The sequence below is a fragment of the Bradyrhizobium sp. Unk1 genome, from assembly GCF_059512345.1.
This window is the reverse complement of record NZ_JCAMOP010000029.1, coordinates 113,467-130,030: the sequence shown is the minus strand read 5'-3', so window position 1 is coordinate 130,030 and position 16,564 is coordinate 113,467. Positions and strand designations below refer to the sequence as shown.

The window sequence follows — 16,564 nt, the reverse complement described above, 5'->3', positions numbered from 1 at the left end:
TCCTGCCACCCGAAAACCTGCCCGTCCTCGAATGGCTCGGTATCAAAACGTCAAAATCAATGGGATGAACCACTAGCTGCTCAGCACGTTCTCGCGCTCCCGCTCGTCGGCACACTGCAAATTGGCCACGCTTATAACGTGGCGGTGCTGATCCAAAAGGTAAGCTCGGTAGTGCGCCACCCCGCCCCCCCAAAGGTCAAAAAAACAATACTCTCATTCATACAAAGGGAAACCACGGAACTTTAGGCTCCGGAGCGCGCGCTTGATGTCTATCCCTTCGCGCGCTGATCACGGTATCATCACCTCAATCCTTCAACGAGCGCCCTCCAGCCGAGTGCATCCTTCGCCGTTACCAGCGAAGCGCCGAGCGTTGCCAAGTAGTGTGGCAACTCGCAATCGGGACGCGCGTTCATATTGCCGACAAACGAAGCGACCGCGTTCTTACGATCGCATCGGTCGAGGTGATCGAAGGCCCGTTGCTTGCAGCGCTCGACATATTTGTCGCGCGCCAGTTCAATTAACGGGGAACGTTCCATTCCGTCTCCCCAACCGATGACTGCTTTCAACCGTGGAGTTGAAACGGAGTGGATTTGGCCCGTCTGTTCGAAAGCCGACAAACGGATGCTTTTGGTCGCAAGTGTGGGAATTTGGATACAAGCACACACGCGACTAATGCGGTGGTCGAGCCATCCGTCCCGCCCGAGCGATGCCGGTCATCCTAACCGCCGATGAAGCTGGATGTGTGGATGCGCGCGCCGGGCCGAGAGGGAAGAGAAGATAGGACGGCAGCGTGATCGTCCGCTCGGCCCCAAGAAGCGGACCAAGCGCAGACAGTTCAATATGTACGCGATGGGCCAACAACCAACGTTACACTAGTCTTGGAGGTAGAGTTTCTCCATCAATCGGCGTTAGAGTAAGGCACGACGATTGCTTCCGGTGACTACTTAGATTGAGGCCACCTCCGGGGTCTTTGTCGCTTTCACGCGGGCGAAGTAACGTGTCGTTCTTACGTAATGCGCCCAGCGCGGAACGCCCCGCGCAACCGCTACCCTCTATCAGCTCTCGCTAGACGCGGGAGTGAAGATTGTCGAAGTCAAATAGCGGCTCATTGCCACTCGATAACCGCGACGAACGAGCACCGTACTAGACAAGCGATCGAGCAATCTCGCGCGCCATTAGAGGGACGTGCACGTCGGGCCAATTGGACTACGGCGAGAAGGCGGTACTGCCTATGGTACTACACGAGTGTTTGCGAACGATGCTTAGCTACTGATCTGACTTTGCTTTTTTGGATGTGTCCGTCCAATCCATCATGGGACAGACCGTTGCCCTGCCGTGGAGAATAGTGGAGTGAAGTGCCTACCTCAAAACTCACTGACCGCACCAGTTTCGCACCAGAAACGACGTTAACAAACCACGACGAACGCGATCAAATTCAAACGAAAACGCAGCGAAATCAACAAACCTGATCGATAGTCTGCCGCTCATAACGGTCTGGTTGCAGGTTCGAGTCCTGCCGGGCCCACCAGCCTTCGCTCGCTTCGCGAGCTTCGGCTAGGCAAGCCGGTGCCACAAATGGCAAGCGAAGCGGGCGAAGGCTGCCGCGCCGAAGCCCGACGGGCGAAGGCGGGCTCAATGATTTGGGCCTTGACCGAATTTTCCGGTGGACCGGCTGATTTTGTTGGAGCCAGACATGATCAAGATCGCGACACTCCCCGTTGCGACACGCGATGCCCGCGAGCGCATCCAGCGGCGGATGTGTGGCGCCGTTCCTGCCTCTCTCGTTCCTGCCTCTCTCATTCCGGGACTGAACATGCGCAAGCTTCTGGCGATTTTGGTGATCTCGTGCTGGGCCACTTCGGCTTACGCACAAAAGGCCGACCTCATTGTCACGAACGCAAAGATCGTGACGCTGGATCCCGCATCGACGATCGCGCAGGCTCTCGCAGTCCGCGAAGGCAAGATCGTTGCAGTTGGCGGCAACGATGCCATGGAAGGCCTGATCGGGCCCGCGACACGCCGCGTCGACGCCGGCGGACGCACGATCATTCCGGGCTTGATCGATTCCCATATTCACGCCGTGCGCGCCGGCCTCACCTACGCAACCGAAGTCAACTGGATCGGCGCAAAGACCATTGGCGAGGCCATGGAACGCCTGCGCCAGGCGGCAAAAGCGCGCCCGGCGTCCTGGATCATCGTGGCCGGTGGCTGGAGCGAATTGCAATTTGCGGAGAAGCGGCGGCCAACCCTGGCCGAGGTGATGTCGGCCGTTCCCGACAATCCGGCTTATATCCAGCTGTTCTATTCGGGGGTGCTGATGACGCCGAAAGCGCAGCAGGCCCTCGGGATGTCCGCGGAGCAGTTGCCGGCCGGTATCACGTCTGAGCGCGCCACATCGGGCGAAACCACGGGCTGGTTCAACGGCTCCATCGTCAGTATCTCTGCGCTGTTCGATCGCCTGCCGAGGCCCAATTTCGAAGAGAATGTCGCCGGGACCCGGCAGTTCTTCACGGAGCTCAATCGTCTCGGAATTACCGGGATCGTGGATCCCGGCGGCTTCAGCATCTATCCCAGCCACTACGCCGCCCTGCAAAAGCTCTGGCGTGAAAAATCACTTTCGGTGCGTGTCGCCTACAGCCTGTTCGCCCAGAATGTCGGCGCGGAATTCGAGGAGTACAAGAACCTCACGCCGTTCCTGCCGATGGGATTCGGCGACGACATGCTGCGATTCAACGGAATCGGCGAGCGGATCACCGGCGCCATGTACAACAACAACGCGCCCGACGCGGCCGCCAAGGACAAGTTCCTCGAGATCATTCGCTGGGCGGCCAAACAAGGACTGACGGTCACCATCCATTGGCAGGAAGACAAATCCGTCCATCAGCTCCTCGACCTCTATGAAGAGGTCAACAAGGAGACGCCGATCGCGCCGCTGCGCTGGTCCATCGCCCATCTCGACAACACCTCGCCCGAAACGCTAGCGCGGATGAAGGCCCTTGGCGTCGGCTGGACCATGCAGGACGCCATGTACCTCGGAGGCGACCGTATCGTGGCGCAGGCCGGCGAAGCTGCGCGCCAGATGCCGCCCATCGTCACGGCGTTGCGCACGGGCGTCCATGTCGGGGCCGGCACGGATGCGCATCGGGTCGCATCCTACAATCCGTTCGTAGCGCTGCAATGGATGCTCGACGGCAAGACCGTCGGCGGACTATCGACGCGCGGCCCGGACGAAACACCCAACCGCGAAGATGCCTTGCGCCTCTACACCGTGGGAAGCGCCTGGTTCTGCTTCGACGAGACGCGGCGCGGCACGCTCGAAAACGGCAAGCTCGCCGACTTCGCGGTTCTCGACCGGGATTTCATGACCGTCCCCGTCGAGCAAATTGGCGCGACGGCGTCCCTGCTGACGGTCGTGGGCGGCAAGGTCGTCTACGCAGCGGATGTTTTCTCAAACGCGAAATGAGAGCTGGAGGGCCGCCGGCCGCTCATAACGGTCTGGTTGCAGGTTCGAGTCCTGCCGGGCCCGCCAGTGCTTTCAGGGGTTGGCGCCGCCCTTCCCGTTTGGCGCTTCCGTCAACCAACGAAACAACCAATCCTACGTTCTTGCTCGATGCCGAGTGCGTTCCAATGGCGCTCAAGGCGCCACGCCGGCCTCGGGATGCTGATCAACCAAGTGAAGAATGATCGCGGCGACCTCGAACATCTCGATATCGCGATCGACGGGCCAGAATCCGACCATCCGGATATATCTTCAGATACTCACCACGATCGGTGCTGAAAGCTGTGGTGTTGAGCAACGCCAGGCATTGCCCCATAAGCCCTGTTGGACCCAAACCAGGGAGCCGCGCCGCCGGGGAGTTCGAGGCCCATTCTGCCTGCTGGCGTCAACTCGCAGTCGTTCAATATATCCCTGTTGGGATACTGCGCCTGAAACGAAGCTGGATTTTGAGTCGCCCATGTCGGGCACTGGGCACTTGCAGAGCTTATCGCGCCAATCGACATCATCGCTGCAATAATGAAAGTCCTGAATCCAATCATAATCGTACTCCGAACGGTTGCTGTTCTCGTGCGGAGCGTTCTCGCTGGCCGGAATCGGCTGCTCTGTTGAAAGCGTCTCCTTCGAACTTTCTTGGTTAGGGATTAGGTAGGTATGCGCTTGAGAATAGACACGCCGTGGAAAATCACAGCTGCGCGAACGGCAAATCGGCTCGCTCACCGTTGCGTGACCCGCACCCGCATCCACGTATGTCTGATGTCGGGATTACGCTGACAGCGGCCTGCCATGGATCCGCGCCCCTCTGCTTAAGCCAAGTCGCCGCCGTGTGGCGCAACGATACCCTGTACTTCAGGTGGCATGCGCGCATCGCCGATCTTGGCTATGCGCCATCTCGTTCACACTCGCGACGCCGACTCAGTCAATGTCGATCTTCTTAAGCTCAAAAGCAAAGGTACTCTTCGCGCGTCGAAATTGATAAACGGATGGCAAGTGACCTGTCGCAGACTGTCTCTGACGAATGGCGTCGACGATTCGTTTGATATCGTCGTGGCTAGCCTTTGGGCCAAGATGAACAGACAAAAGCGCGTTAGCATCGAATTTGGCGAAGCGGCCACGCTTAATCAAATGCTGGACGATTCGCCATTCTTTCTCACCTTTCCACTCGACGGACTTTGTCAACATTTTTGCCAAGACGAAATTACGCCCCGTAATTAGCTTTGGGATACTGCTCGTGTACCTTACAGGCATGATGCGATTGAAGGGGTACTGAGCCGTCGAATACTCGAAACAAACACCCTTGTGCTGCGCGCCATAGAACCAAGACATGTAGGGTGATCGACCAGCCGCGCTGAAACAACATACTCCTATGGACATGTCGTCGAGGTCGCGCAGAGCGTCGTTAATCCGCGTACGGATTTCCGGAGAAGCAAGGTTCTTCTCAACACGGTCACGGATTGCCGTCAAAACCTGTTCATCCGACATCGACTCCCAAGCTGCCGCCAGCGCATCAATTTCAACATCTGGAAAGAGCGCGCGGAATCCCTCTGCGCCCGCTCCACGCTTACGCACTGCTTGGATAAACAACCGGGCATCACGATCATTCCACGTCGGTTCGTATTCGTACGTACCTTCGTTTGGATCGTTCAAATCTGGATAAGCTGAAAAATAGAGCGACTGAGTGGCAAGTTCGGAGACCGTATAATCATTGATCACCCGATAGCGAAAGACAGTACGTGGCCTCGCAAGCTCTCGCAGGTAATGGAACCGGTCGACAATCTGTCCAACGATATTCATTTTCAAGAGCCGTGGTGGTTAGACGTTCTGAACCTTCATGGCATATTACAGTCGCAACGCGGACCAAGGCAGAGACAACTTCCCAATTGAGCACTAGCACACGGATCAATTTTGCGTTGCAAAGTGGGGGATTACGGTGACAGTGCACTCGACGACTCCGGCCGTTTCGCGAGGCCGAAGGCTCATGAAGGAAGTGCATTGTCACCGCAGTTGCGATCCTAGGTCATGCGCCGAGGCTGTTGAAACGAGTCGCCGAAAGCCTCCTCCTTTCGCGTTCGGTAGATGGTGACGACCTCCCGGCACGCTTTGACATTCAACCGGTGGAAATCGGTCTTCAATTGATCCAGCTCGCCAGCGGTTATCCGGTAGTTGGCCGCGCCCAGGAACAGCAGCGCCATCGTGGTGGGCCATGAGAAATCGAGAGACTTGGCCAGGATCAACACCGGCTCGCGATCCTTCTCGATCAATGCCCGCTCCGCGACGTCTATTGGGAGCCGACAGAGCAACGACAGGGCAACGGTGGTCTCGTTGAACTTGAGAGAGTGAGCAAGCTCGAAGACCTTGTCTTCCGTCAATTCGCCTCTCTCGTGCAGTTTTGCCACCGTGCGTTTCGCCGTGAAGTAGTCCTTCGACGCCGGGCCAAACCTGGCGTGAATGGCCCCGGTGACATCGACGACGGCACGATGGACCTGATTTTCGATGTCCGGACGCTCCCTCTTCAGCTTTTGCCGCACCTCTTCAGAGGCTTTGGCGATCAACTGGTGGAAGAGATGTCGGGGAATGTCCTTTCGAAGTCCCACCGATTCAGCGAGGATCGAATCCCCTTCCGACCGCCGCACCAGGTGCAGAAATCCGGATTTGGAGAGACTAGCCCCGGCATTCGACGCGACCGAGGTTACGACCTCGGGAGAACCCCGCACCACCAGGACATCGGTGACCGCTTCCGGGACCGTTTGTCGCCTGGAGATTGCAAGCAAATGTTGCTGGCTCTTGTTCTTGGCGCACGCAATCAATGTCTCGGTGTCGAGGCGCTGCGACTGGCTGAGAACCGGCCATGCGACATCGATGCAGTCGTCGCTTGCCATCTGCCGGGTCAACGCATAGGGCGCGTTTTGGCTGCATGCGAGCTTTCCCGCGAGCTTCGCCCGTGCGCTCGCTTCAATCTCCTGCGCTAGACGACCGATGACCTCACCGAAGGTCCAGATCTGCTCCTCGGAGTAAGTGCCGGCGATCAGGATGTCTGCCGCATGCCAGAGCGCCCGCAGACAACTCTCGGGATTTCCTCTCGCAACTGCTTCGTCCAACTCGGCCAGGAATGACGTGATAGCAGCCATTGATGCGCTCGCAGTTTGAAAATGATCGAACGACAAAAGCGGGATTTCAAAGGAATGGGCGATGACACCACCCAGACCTGAACACGCGGTAAAATCATTCCCGCCGCCTTGGATCGGGAATAAGGTCCGCCTAATCAGATCGATCGAATTTTAGGGATTGCCTGACTTGGAGAAAGCGGACGCCGTCAACGACCCGCCCAACGTAGCTGCACCCGCGAGGTCACGCGTTGGGACCAGCAGCAGCCTCTGGCAAGCGAAAGATTACCTCGGCTGGGGCAGCCGCACGGCCCACCGTCACGCGGCGGGGCCTGTAGCTCAATGGTTAGAGCCGGCCGCTCATGACGGTCTGGCGGGCGGATGACATAGGCACCCGCCTGCAGGACCTCGTCACTCTCACCCGGAGGCGCGACCGGCGTAACTACAATACCAGTAACAGTCCCGAAACCAGCAAGATGCCGAGAATAATTCGCCGGAACAGCGCGTCATTGACGCAGCGAAAGACAAAAATCCCGAGCGCCGTTCCTGCAACGAGCGCCGGGATGCCGACGGCGAAGTCAGCCAGGACCTTTGTCGACAGATCTCCTCGGATCAGCATGAGAACAAGTGCGAATATCTGCATGGCGGCGATGAAGGGTTGAACCATTCCACGCTGTTCGGTTTTTGGCACGCCGTGGATGTCACACCATATGGTCGGTATTGCACCCGGCATTGCCGTCAACCCGCCGACAAAGCCTCCGCTGAAGCCGACCAATGCATTACGTCCCGCATTCATCTGCAAGCGATGAGAAAGCGCCGGCCGGAACAACGTGTAGGCCGCGTAGCAGGCGACGGCGAGGCCAAAGCTCTCCCTGAAGATCCGGGCGTCTGCAGCTTGCAACAACCACACGGCGATCGGAACGCCGAGCAATCCGCCGACGACCAGTCCCGAGCTCTGCTTCCAGCAGATGCTTTTTCTCAGGGACCAAAGACCCGCGGCTTGCACGGTGATGCTGCAGGCCATCATCAGCGGGACCGCCTCCCGTGGTGGGAGAACGTGAAGGAGAATCGCGCCGGCCACCGCCGAAAAGGCAAAGCCCGCGAGGCCCGAGACGAAAGCGCCACAAAACACAGCGATGCTGAGCAGGCAAAACGACGCCATGTCGCCCATGAGCTAACCCTTCTTGTCTGTCAAATCCTGGAATAGCGAGCTGGCGATCAGTCCCCGGACGACAGTCCGGACGGCTCGGGCGGTGCCCCGGCATCGCTCTGGCGGGTCGACGTCAGCATCGTGGCTGCAAGGATGTGAAAAATGACAACGCAGATGGCGATCGTTGCGAGCAGCGCATTCTCGCCCGGTGCCGAAATCCGAAGCTTGCGTTCGGACGGCTTTTCACTGACCGGCATTGTCACGCCCTCCAACATCTGACCGAGAGGCAAACCGGGGCCACCCATTGTCGGTCAGGTGACGATTCTGTCGAAGGGTGCGCTCTGCCTGCAGCCGTCGCGAATGGTGGAGCGCCTGAAGGAGACGCCCAAACCAGCCTTCCTTTCGGGAAGACCCCGTGGAGGCGACAAACGAGCTCGCTGACAACAACGCATCGCTTCCGGTTGAAGCTCTGCTGTCGAACCATGGTACGGTGGATGCCGCGATCGACTGAAACATCTTTTGAAGCAGCAACCCATAGAATACGCGGGTGAGACGCCGCGCCTTTTCTTCCAAGCGCATGACACGAGCACCTTGTGTGAGTGACTGGATACGGCTGGAAGTATGGGGCGGGACGCCGCGCCACGCTTTAAGGCGGGCTTAATTTGTTCTTATCGTTTCCTTGATTCTGAAGGGTGTGCTTGCTTTCGGGCCCGCGTACCGGTTGAATATCCGCCTCGCGCACCTCCGAAGGCATTGTTTTGCTGTACCTATTTGACGAGTTTGTCCTCGACACCGATCGGCGGGAATTGCGCCGCGACGGACGTACGATCCCGTTGCAGCCCCAGGTTTTTGACGTCCTCGAATATCTGATCCGCCACCGCACCCGGGTGGTGACCAAGGACGATCTGATCAGTGCGATCTGGGGCGGGCGCATCGTCTCGGAGTCGGCGCTCACCACCCGCATCAACGCAGCCCGTACCGGAATAGGCGATTCCGGCGAGGCGCAGCGGCTGATCAAGACTTTGCCGCGCAAAGGCGTCCGCTTTATCGGCACGGTGCGGGAAGCGGCCAGGGAGGTCGAGAACGCGGTCGTACCTCTGAAAACCGAAATCTCCACCCTGGTGGTCGGCCGGACCCCCTCCTTCGGGACGATCGACCAGATGACGCGGCACGTCTTGTCCGGCAAACGGCAGATGGCTTTCGTCACCGGAGAAGCCGGGATCGGCAAGACGGCCTTCATCGCCAAGGCGACCGAGCAGCTGACGGAACAGGGCTTCGATCAGCTCTATGGGCGCTGCACCGAACGGTTCGGGACAGACGAAGTCTTTCTTCCACTCATCGATGCGCTGGTGAGCCGTTATCGCGCAAACGGTCCGGAATTGATTTCGGCCGTTCGCGCCCACGCACCCACCTGGATCCTGCAATTGCCAGGCGTCATCGACGCGTCGGAACGCGCGGCTTTCCAGGATGAAGTGTTCGGCGCAACGCGCGAGCGGATGCTGCGCGAATTTTGCGATCTTCTGGAAGCGCTGAGCATCGACCGCCCCTGGGTTCTTGTTCTCGAAGATCTGCACTGGAGCGACTTCGCGACACTCGACGTACTGTCTCGCTTCGCGCGCGGGAACGGCAAGGCGCGCGTGCTGGTCCTCTGCTCCTATCGTCCGGCCGACAGCTCCGTCGGCGGGCATCCCATCCCTCGCCTGCACCGGGATCTCGAGATTCACGGATATTGCAGCGAATTGCGCCTGGATCGGTTGTCGCGCTCGGAGGTCGAGCGTTACCTGGCATTGCGCTTCGACGACGAGGAACTTGCCTCCAGCCTGTCAAGGCCGATATTCGAGCGAACGCTGGGACATCCCTTGTTCGTTGCCACGCTGCTCAAACACTTGATCGACCAGGAATCGATCGTCGAAATGGACGACGGATGGCGCCTGTCCTCACAGGCAGCATTTGCGCAGGACCGCATTCCAGACAGCCTCGTGAACATGATCGGCCACGAGCTCGATCGCCTCACCGACAACGAGCGCCGTCTGCTCGATGTCGCCAGCGTTGCCGGCGAGGAATTTTCTGCGGCCCTCGTTGCGGCCGGTCTGTCCGACGATGCGATCGACGTTGAAAGCGACATCGAAGCGTCGATCCGGAAGGATCAAATCCTGGTGCGTTCGGGGGTTTCCGAGTGGCCCGATGGCACATATTCGGGCTCCTACGCTTTCCGTCACATTCTCTATCAGAACATCATTTACCAGAATCTGCCGCCCGGGCGCCGCGCACAAACGCACAAGCGCCTGGGCAACAGGCTGGAGGAGGCCTATGCCGGCCGCACCTCCGAAATAGCGCCCGCGCTCGCACTTCACTTCGAGCAGGGTCGCGACTTTCCGAGCGCGTTGCGTTACCTCCGGGAAGCAGCGAAGAACTCGACGAAGCGCCTCGGCCATGCGGAGGCCGCAAGCTATCTGACCCGCGCGCTTGGTATACTCGATCGTTTCGATGCTGCCGACAAATTCTCAACCCGCGTCGCTCTTTTGCGGGAGCGAAGCTGGGCTCTTCGCTCGTGCGGCGACCTCGCCGGCTCCATCCGCGATCTGCGAGACATGATTGCCTGCGCCGAACAAGCGGGCGAGATCAAGCAACAGCTCAATGGCCTCACGGCTGTGAGCAGCCTCTGCTTGCGCGTGGATCGCCACGCCTGCCTTGAGGCCGCTGAGGATGTGCTGTCGCGAAGCCAGGCGCTGGCGGACGACACATTCAAGGCTCTGGTCCAGGGCAGCAGTGCGAGCGTCAACCTGTTCCTCAACGGCTGGCGCAAACAGGACGCCACGCTTTGCGACAGGGCGATCGAGCTGAGCGCGAATGCCACGAATTATGGCATCCTGATCAGGCGCAATGGAATATCCGGTATCGTTGATTGCTGGAGGTCGCGGTACCAGGAGTGCCGCCGCGCCGGCACGGAAGGCAAGCGGTTGGCGCGTCTGGCCGGCGACGTCTACACTTTTGTTCTGTTCAACGTTCTTGAATCGATCGCGCTCATTCATCTGGGCGAATGGCGCGAATTGCGACGTGAAATCACGGCCGGCCTCGAACTAGCCGTCAGGAACGCGAACGGCCCCAGCAGCGCATTGTGCCGGCTGACACTTGCGTGGTTGCACGTCGAAGCGATGGACTTTGATGGCGCCCGTGAGCTCTGCGAAAGCGTCGACGATAGTCTTCTGGTCGGCGATCAGTCGACGTACTTCCACAAGCGGGCCGTCCTGGCCAAGGCCTATGTCGGGCTGAACGACCCGTCGGGAGCTCGCAGGCAATTTGACGACATCGAGCGCCGCAGGCATGAAGAAGGCATCGACATCGAATTTACCGCCGCGACGCAGGTGTATCATTGTCTCGGCGAATATTACTTGCAGGTTGACGACCTTACGCAGGCCCAGAGCTGTGCTCGCCAGCTCCACGACTATGTGGCCACGGCTCCGGATCTCAATCACCTGGCCCAGGCCCACGGACTGCTCGCGCGTACCGCGCTTGCCTTGGGCAATTCAGCGGAGGCTCAGTTGCAGCTGTCCCGCGCGCTGGAGATCGTCGACGGTGCCGACTTCCCGATTGCCTCCTGGCGGGTGTACCGCACGGCCGCCGAGATCTTCGCGAAGTACGGCGACGTCGACAGGGCGACGACGTATCGCATGCGTTTTGTCGAGACCGTCCGAAGGCTCGCGCAAAATTTCGAACCCGGGGATCGGCTGCACAAGAGCTTGCTCGCCATGTTGGCAACGCGAACAGCGCAGCTGGAAGCAATGACCTCTCTGCCTTCGCGGCCCGACAGTGCACGCCATTGACCCAATCCGCCCCGGCACGCATCGTGAGGGCTGCGCTTCCGCAATCGAACGGCCCGTCGACGGTCGTCGACTATTTTCTTGTGTCTGCAACAGTCAGACCCGGCCGATTGACTTTTGAAGAGTTCGGCAAACGCGTGACGAGAGCGGATCGTCGGGAGGCCTGCTTTGCCCGATTCGGCATTTTATGCCATCATGCGGATGCGGACGAGCGGATGGATCGCCGGATCGGTCCCTCGAATCGCTGACGTGATCGAGTCGGGGCAATCGTCGTGCGAACGCCTTCACTGGATATGCGCTCCACTCCGGGAGCCGGCTCGCGGCCGTCGCGCCGGCAGGTGCTGCGCGCGAGCCTGATCGGCGGCATTGCCGTGTACGTGGCCCCGCTGGGCAGCCAGGCCTTTGCGTCGCTATTCGAACAACGGCTGCTGACGCGACCGGACTGGGGTGCCACTGATGGCGTCCTGAAATATCGAATCGACGGCACCTCGAAGGTCATTGGAGCGAAGGTGTTCGCACGCGACCTTCGCGCACGGGACATGCCGCATTGGCCGCAGCAGCAGTCTCACGCCCTGGTGCTCCGCACGACCAGAGCCGATCGCATCTACGCCGGCTTCGACCTGTCGCTGCTCGGCGACGACCTCAAGCCCGACCGCGTGGTGACAGCAGCGGATTTGACGCGCGACGGGCTCGCATTCCCTGACTTCTACGGCGAGGACACTCTGCTGCCGGAAGGCAAGACGCCGGCCTATCTGGGCCAGGCCGTCGCGATTCTGGTCTTTCATGATTTCGTCCGCTTCCGCTTCGCCAAGGAAAAGTTGCAGTTCAACGACGCCGTCATTCGCTACGGCGCGAGCACCGGGCCACTGCAGCGCGATCCATGGGGCACGTCCCGTTTCGTGCGGGTGGGCGGCAACACGCCCTACGACGATGACGTGTTTTCCTGCCTCAAGGACGGGCCGATTTCCCCCGGCTACGAAAAGCATGAGCCCGTCTGGCCCGCGCCGGCGCGCGACGGCGAACTTGGAGCGCGGGGCATGTACCACGCCACGGCCATCGGCGACGAGCTGGCGCAACCACCCGCCGAATGGGTTGTCCTGAAGCGCCGCTACGCGACGCAGTCGGGCGACACCGCGGCACTCGAGCCCGACAACGCCAATGGCTGGTACGATAGCGACAAGCAGGAACTGCACCTGGTCGTGCCGACGCAGTCGCCGCAGGAGGTGGCGAAAGGCGCGGCGACCATGCTGCAAAGCAGTCGCATCGGGTTGAAGCGGCTGTTCCTGTATCCCTGCTTCACAGTCGGCTATGGCGCGAAGGACAGTTGCAGCATGCCGTATTACGGCCTCATCGCCGCCGTCTACGGCGGCAGTCGGCCGGTGCGCCTCGCCAACGATCGGTTCGAGCAATTCCAGGCTGGTCTCAAACGGCACCAGCTCAGCATGGACTATACCGTGGCGATCGAGCGCCGCACCGGTTTGCTGCAGTCATTGCGGGCCGGGATCGTCGCAAATGGCGGGGGCCGCAAGAATGTCTCAGACCTTCTCATCAAGGTAGGCGCGACATCGCTTGGGTCGGCCTACTATTTCCCGAAGACCGATGTTACCGCGACCGCCATTGCGTCGCGCGCCGTCGATGCCGGCTCGGCGCGCGGCTACGGCGCTCTTGAAACCATGACGGCGACCGAACTGATGATGGACGATATCGCTGGCGAACTTGGTCTTGATCCCATCGAGTTCCGCCTGCGAAACGTACTGAAGACAGGAATGAGAAACACCCAGGGTGCGATCCCGACCGGCGTTCTGCGCGCCGAGGCGGTGCTGGAAAAAGCCCGCGCCCACGCGCTGTGGAGCGGCCGCGGCGCGCGCAAGCAGGCCTTCGACGCCGACCATCCCGGAAAATACTACGGGGTCGGCTTCGGCTGCATCCAGTGGCGCTTTGGAAATGGGGCGGAAGCCAGTCTCGCCAAGGTCGAGCTCGCGCCCGATGGACGCATCATGGTTTCCAACAGCGGTGCCGAGATCGGCACAGGCTTGTCGTCGGGACAGGCCGTGGCCTGCGTGCGCTGGCTGGGCCGGCCGGCCGATGCGGTCGAGCTTGCCGTCACTGACTGGTCCGATCTGCCGGTAGAAACGAGCGGCGATCCGCGAGCGATGAGTCAGGCAGATCAGGACCGCCTGGCGGAGAACCCGCGCTGGAGCCCCGCCTACGCGTCGGCGTCCAGTGCCAGCAACTCATCCTACTACCTCTCGCATACGACCCGCGAGGCGGCGCGTATCGTTTATGTCCACGGGCTGTTGCCAGCCGCGTTGGCGATCTGGACACGCGACGCACCGGCGGGATCGCGCGTGCCATCGATCGAGGATGCGCGCTGGCGCGATGGATCACTGACGGTCGAGGGCCTGGAGCCGCTGCCACTGGTCCGGCTGGTGCGGGAGGCGCATGCGCGCGGTCTCGTGGTCGGCGCAGCGGTGCACGGCTTCAACCGCTGGCGATGGGCCGAAGCCGACTTCGTTGTGAACAACGTCGCGGTACACGCGCCCGTGGACGCGCTGTCGGTGCGGTATGGCGAGGGCGGGGACGTGTCAAAGCCGGGTGCCCTACAAGGTCGCTATCACGTGCTCGACCGCCAGGCCGTGATCTTTCCGCCGACCCAGAACTACCACGCGATGGTTGGCTACTGCACCGCGGCCGGCACGCTGGCCGAGCTCGTGGTGGACGCGGCCAGCGGAAAAGTGACGCTGCTCTCGCACCACACGATCCTGGACTGCGGCACAATGCTGGTGCCGGACCTGGTGTCGGGCCAGATCCAGGGTGGCACCGCCACCGGCATCGGCCTCGCATTGCATGAGCACATGCCGCTCTACGAGGACGGTCCCGGCAACGGCACCTGGAATTTCAATCGCTATCACCTCCCGCGCGGCAGCGATGTGGCGGCATGGACGCAGACCGCTGAGATCTTGCAGCCGCTGTCAGAAAGCGAGCCGCCGAAGGGCATGGCCGAAGCGACGGTGATACCGATCATGTCAGCGATCGTGAACGGCATCGCGCATGCCATCGGCCATCGTTTCCGCACATTGCCGGTCACGCCGGACCAGATTCTGGCGGTGCTGGGATGAGCCTGCCGACCCGCCCGCTGACGGTAACCATCGACGGCCGGCAACGCGGCCCCATCGATGTGCCGGACGGCTTGATGATGATCGATCTGCTGCACGAAATACTCGACCTCACCGGGTCTCGCCTGGGCTGCGGCATCGGCATCTGTCATGCCTGCGTCGTGATCTGGGACCGGGACGATGGCACCAGCGAAGAGGTGCGGACCTGCATCACCGGCGCCGGATTCTTCGACGGAAAGCGCATCCGCACCATCGAGGGCATCGCCCGGCACAACGACAAGGGCGAGATCCTCTCACTCTCCCCGGTGCAGCAGGCCTTCCTCGACCAGTTCAGCTTCCAGTGCGGCTACTGCACGCCGGGCTTCGTCATGGCGGCCACCGTGCTGATCGAACGGCTCGCGCGCACGCCGGTGCCCCGTGGCCAGGTCGAGGCGACGGTGGCCGCGGCGCTGGAGGCGCACATCTGCCGCTGCACCGGATACGTTCGCTACTATCAGGCGGTGCGCGACGTGATCCTGGCGACGCCCGGCCTGACACGGGACGTGGGATGACCCTCCACCGCCCCGGCCGCTGGGCCTTGGTCATCGCCGCGGTGATCCTGATCGCGGTTATCGCCACTGCCGCGTTTGCGTTGCAGAACCTGCTGGCGGGAAAGATCGGCGGCCCTGTGCAGGTCGCCAACGCCTCTGCCGACGCCGTCACGCGCGGAAAATATCTGGCCGCGGCGGCGGACTGCGCCGCCTGCCACACGGCCCCGGGCGGCGCACCGTTTGCGGGCGGTCTGCCCATGCAGAGCGGCTTCGGCACGATTTACGCGACCAACATCACACCTGATCCCGATGTGGGGATCGGCCGCTGGAGCGCGGAGGATTTCTGGCATGCTCTGCACAGCGGCGTCAGGCGCGACGGGCGGCAGCTCTATCCCGCCATGCCGTACACGTCCTACCGCGACATGACGCGCGCGGATTCGGACGCAATCTATGCCTATGTGATGCAGCTGCGCCCGATGAAGGTGGCGGGCCCAAAAACAGAGTTGAGATTTCCCTTCAACCTGCGCCTCGGCATGGTCGGCTGGAACTTGCTGTTCCTGAGCGACAAGCTACCTGCGGTATCCACCGGTCGGTCCCCGGCATGGCAGCGCGGGCGATACCTGGTGAACGTACTGGGGCATTGCGGCGAATGCCATACACCGCGCGGCATCGCAGGTGAGATGAAGCTGTCGCAGTCATTGACCGGGTTTGCGCTCGGCCGCGTCGCTGCGCCAGACATCACTCCGGCAGCGTTGGCGGCCCGCGGCTGGACCGCTGCGGGTTTGCGTGCATTTCTCATGCGCGGGACCGCGCAGCAAAGCTGGGCCTTCGCGGACATGCGTACGGTGGTCGCGCTCAGCACCAGGAACATGACGGCCGAGGATCTCGATGCCGTCACAACCTATCTGCTCGGCGACGACCCGCTGCCAGTCCGACCGCCGGCCATCGATCCGGCGCAAGTCCGCGCGGCAGCAACTGGTGCGGGGCGACTGAGCTACGTGGCATTGTGCGCCGGCTGCCACGGCCTCGACGGCAACGGCGTACCCAATACGGTGGTCGCGATACGCAACAACAGCACGCCGCGCCTTGCTGATCCGCGCAATCTGATCGTTGCCATGCTGGACGGTGTCGGACGGAATAATTTCCCGCATTCCGAGAGCATGGAGGCGATGCCGGGATTTTCCGACAAGCTGAGCGATAGCGAGGCGGCCGAGTTGGCGAACTATCTGCGCGTCACCTTCGGTGGGCAGAAAGGCGACGTGACGGCGGCGGACGTGCGCGCGCTACGTGCACTGTCACCGTAACGCCGGCAAGGTCGGATGCTCAACATATCATCGGGTTATCCCC

11 protein-coding genes are annotated in these 16,564 nt (G+C 61.2%); 6 read left to right on the top strand and 5 right to left on the bottom strand.

The annotated features are described in order from the left end of the window. The coding region (locus AC5ZFO_RS31830) for a hypothetical protein (RefSeq protein WP_496122987.1) at positions 1-246 on the top strand (246 nt) is incomplete at its 5' end. Between the two features lie 53 nt (positions 247-299). Here AC5ZFO_RS31830 and AC5ZFO_RS31825 read toward each other — a convergent pair. After that, a complete protein-coding gene (locus AC5ZFO_RS31825) occupies positions 300-536 on the bottom strand; it encodes a hypothetical protein (protein WP_496122986.1) in 237 nt (78 codons plus the stop codon). Between the two features lie 1,157 nt (positions 537-1,693). Between AC5ZFO_RS31825 and AC5ZFO_RS31820 the strand changes: the two genes are divergently transcribed. Continuing rightward, the gene (locus tag AC5ZFO_RS31820; RefSeq protein ID WP_282524470.1) at positions 1,694-3,463 is read left to right on the top strand and encodes an amidohydrolase; all 1,770 of its coding nucleotides are present in this window, start codon (positions 1,694-1,696) and stop codon (positions 3,461-3,463) included. 948 nt (positions 3,464-4,411) lie between these two features. Here the strand turns inward: AC5ZFO_RS31820 and AC5ZFO_RS31815 are convergent. The 4 genes from AC5ZFO_RS31815 to AC5ZFO_RS31800 form a co-directional block, all read right to left on the bottom strand. Continuing rightward, a complete protein-coding gene (locus AC5ZFO_RS31815) occupies positions 4,412-5,290 on the bottom strand; it encodes a DUF2971 domain-containing protein (protein WP_282524471.1) in 879 nt (292 codons plus the stop codon). Between the two features lie 218 nt (positions 5,291-5,508). Then, positions 5,509-6,624 (bottom strand): DUF2336 domain-containing protein, encoded by a 1,116-nt coding sequence (locus tag AC5ZFO_RS31810; protein WP_282524472.1) that lies wholly within the window; start codon positions 6,622-6,624, stop codon positions 5,509-5,511. A 418-nt stretch (positions 6,625-7,042) separates the two neighbouring features. After that, positions 7,043-7,771, bottom strand: a complete 729-nt coding sequence (locus AC5ZFO_RS31805) for a sulfite exporter TauE/SafE family protein (protein WP_282524473.1) — start codon at positions 7,769-7,771, stop codon at positions 7,043-7,045. A 47-nt stretch (positions 7,772-7,818) separates the two neighbouring features. After that, a complete protein-coding gene (locus AC5ZFO_RS31800; protein ID WP_496122985.1) occupies positions 7,819-8,007 on the bottom strand; it encodes a hypothetical protein in 189 nt (62 codons plus the stop codon). A 501-nt stretch (positions 8,008-8,508) separates the two neighbouring features. On the opposite strand from AC5ZFO_RS31800, the gene AC5ZFO_RS31795 reads away from it, so the two are divergent. The 4 genes from AC5ZFO_RS31795 to AC5ZFO_RS31780 all read left to right on the top strand — a co-directional run bounded on the left by AC5ZFO_RS31795 (position 8,509) and on the right by AC5ZFO_RS31780 (position 16,521). Further along, complete coding sequence (locus AC5ZFO_RS31795; protein ID WP_306664646.1) at positions 8,509-11,574, top strand: ATP-binding protein; 3,066 nt, start codon at positions 8,509-8,511, stop codon at positions 11,572-11,574. 335 nt (positions 11,575-11,909) lie between these two features. Continuing rightward, positions 11,910-14,690 (top strand): xanthine dehydrogenase family protein molybdopterin-binding subunit, encoded by a 2,781-nt coding sequence (locus AC5ZFO_RS31790; RefSeq protein ID WP_282524475.1) that lies wholly within the window; start codon positions 11,910-11,912, stop codon positions 14,688-14,690. After that, positions 14,687-15,238, top strand: a complete 552-nt coding sequence (locus tag AC5ZFO_RS31785; protein ID WP_282524476.1) for a (2Fe-2S)-binding protein — start codon at positions 14,687-14,689, stop codon at positions 15,236-15,238. The genes AC5ZFO_RS31790 and AC5ZFO_RS31785 overlap by 4 nt, the downstream gene beginning before the upstream one ends. After that, complete coding sequence (locus tag AC5ZFO_RS31780) at positions 15,235-16,521, top strand: c-type cytochrome (protein ID WP_282524477.1); 1,287 nt, start codon at positions 15,235-15,237, stop codon at positions 16,519-16,521. The genes AC5ZFO_RS31785 and AC5ZFO_RS31780 overlap by 4 nt, the downstream gene beginning before the upstream one ends. Positions 16,522-16,564 lie beyond the last annotated feature (43 nt).

Bases quoted from the DNA above. Each gene is read 5' to 3' on its own strand.
- AC5ZFO_RS31825 (WP_496122986.1), bottom strand. From the start codon at position 536: ATGGAACGTTCCCCGTTAATTGAACTGGCGCGCGACAAATATGTCGAG.
- AC5ZFO_RS31820 (WP_282524470.1), top strand. From the start codon at position 1,694: ATGATCAAGATCGCGACACTCCCCGTTGCGACACGCGATGCCCGCGAG.
- AC5ZFO_RS31815 (WP_282524471.1), bottom strand. From the start codon at position 5,290: ATGAATATCGTTGGACAGATTGTCGACCGGTTCCATTACCTGCGAGAG.
- AC5ZFO_RS31810 (WP_282524472.1), bottom strand. From the start codon at position 6,624: ATGGCTGCTATCACGTCATTCCTGGCCGAGTTGGACGAAGCAGTTGCG.
- AC5ZFO_RS31805 (WP_282524473.1), bottom strand. From the start codon at position 7,771: ATGGGCGACATGGCGTCGTTTTGCCTGCTCAGCATCGCTGTGTTTTGT.
- AC5ZFO_RS31800 (WP_496122985.1), bottom strand. From the start codon at position 8,007: ATGCCGGTCAGTGAAAAGCCGTCCGAACGCAAGCTTCGGATTTCGGCA.
- AC5ZFO_RS31785 (WP_282524476.1), top strand. From the start codon at position 14,687: ATGAGCCTGCCGACCCGCCCGCTGACGGTAACCATCGACGGCCGGCAA.
- AC5ZFO_RS31780 (WP_282524477.1), top strand. From the start codon at position 15,235: ATGACCCTCCACCGCCCCGGCCGCTGGGCCTTGGTCATCGCCGCGGTG.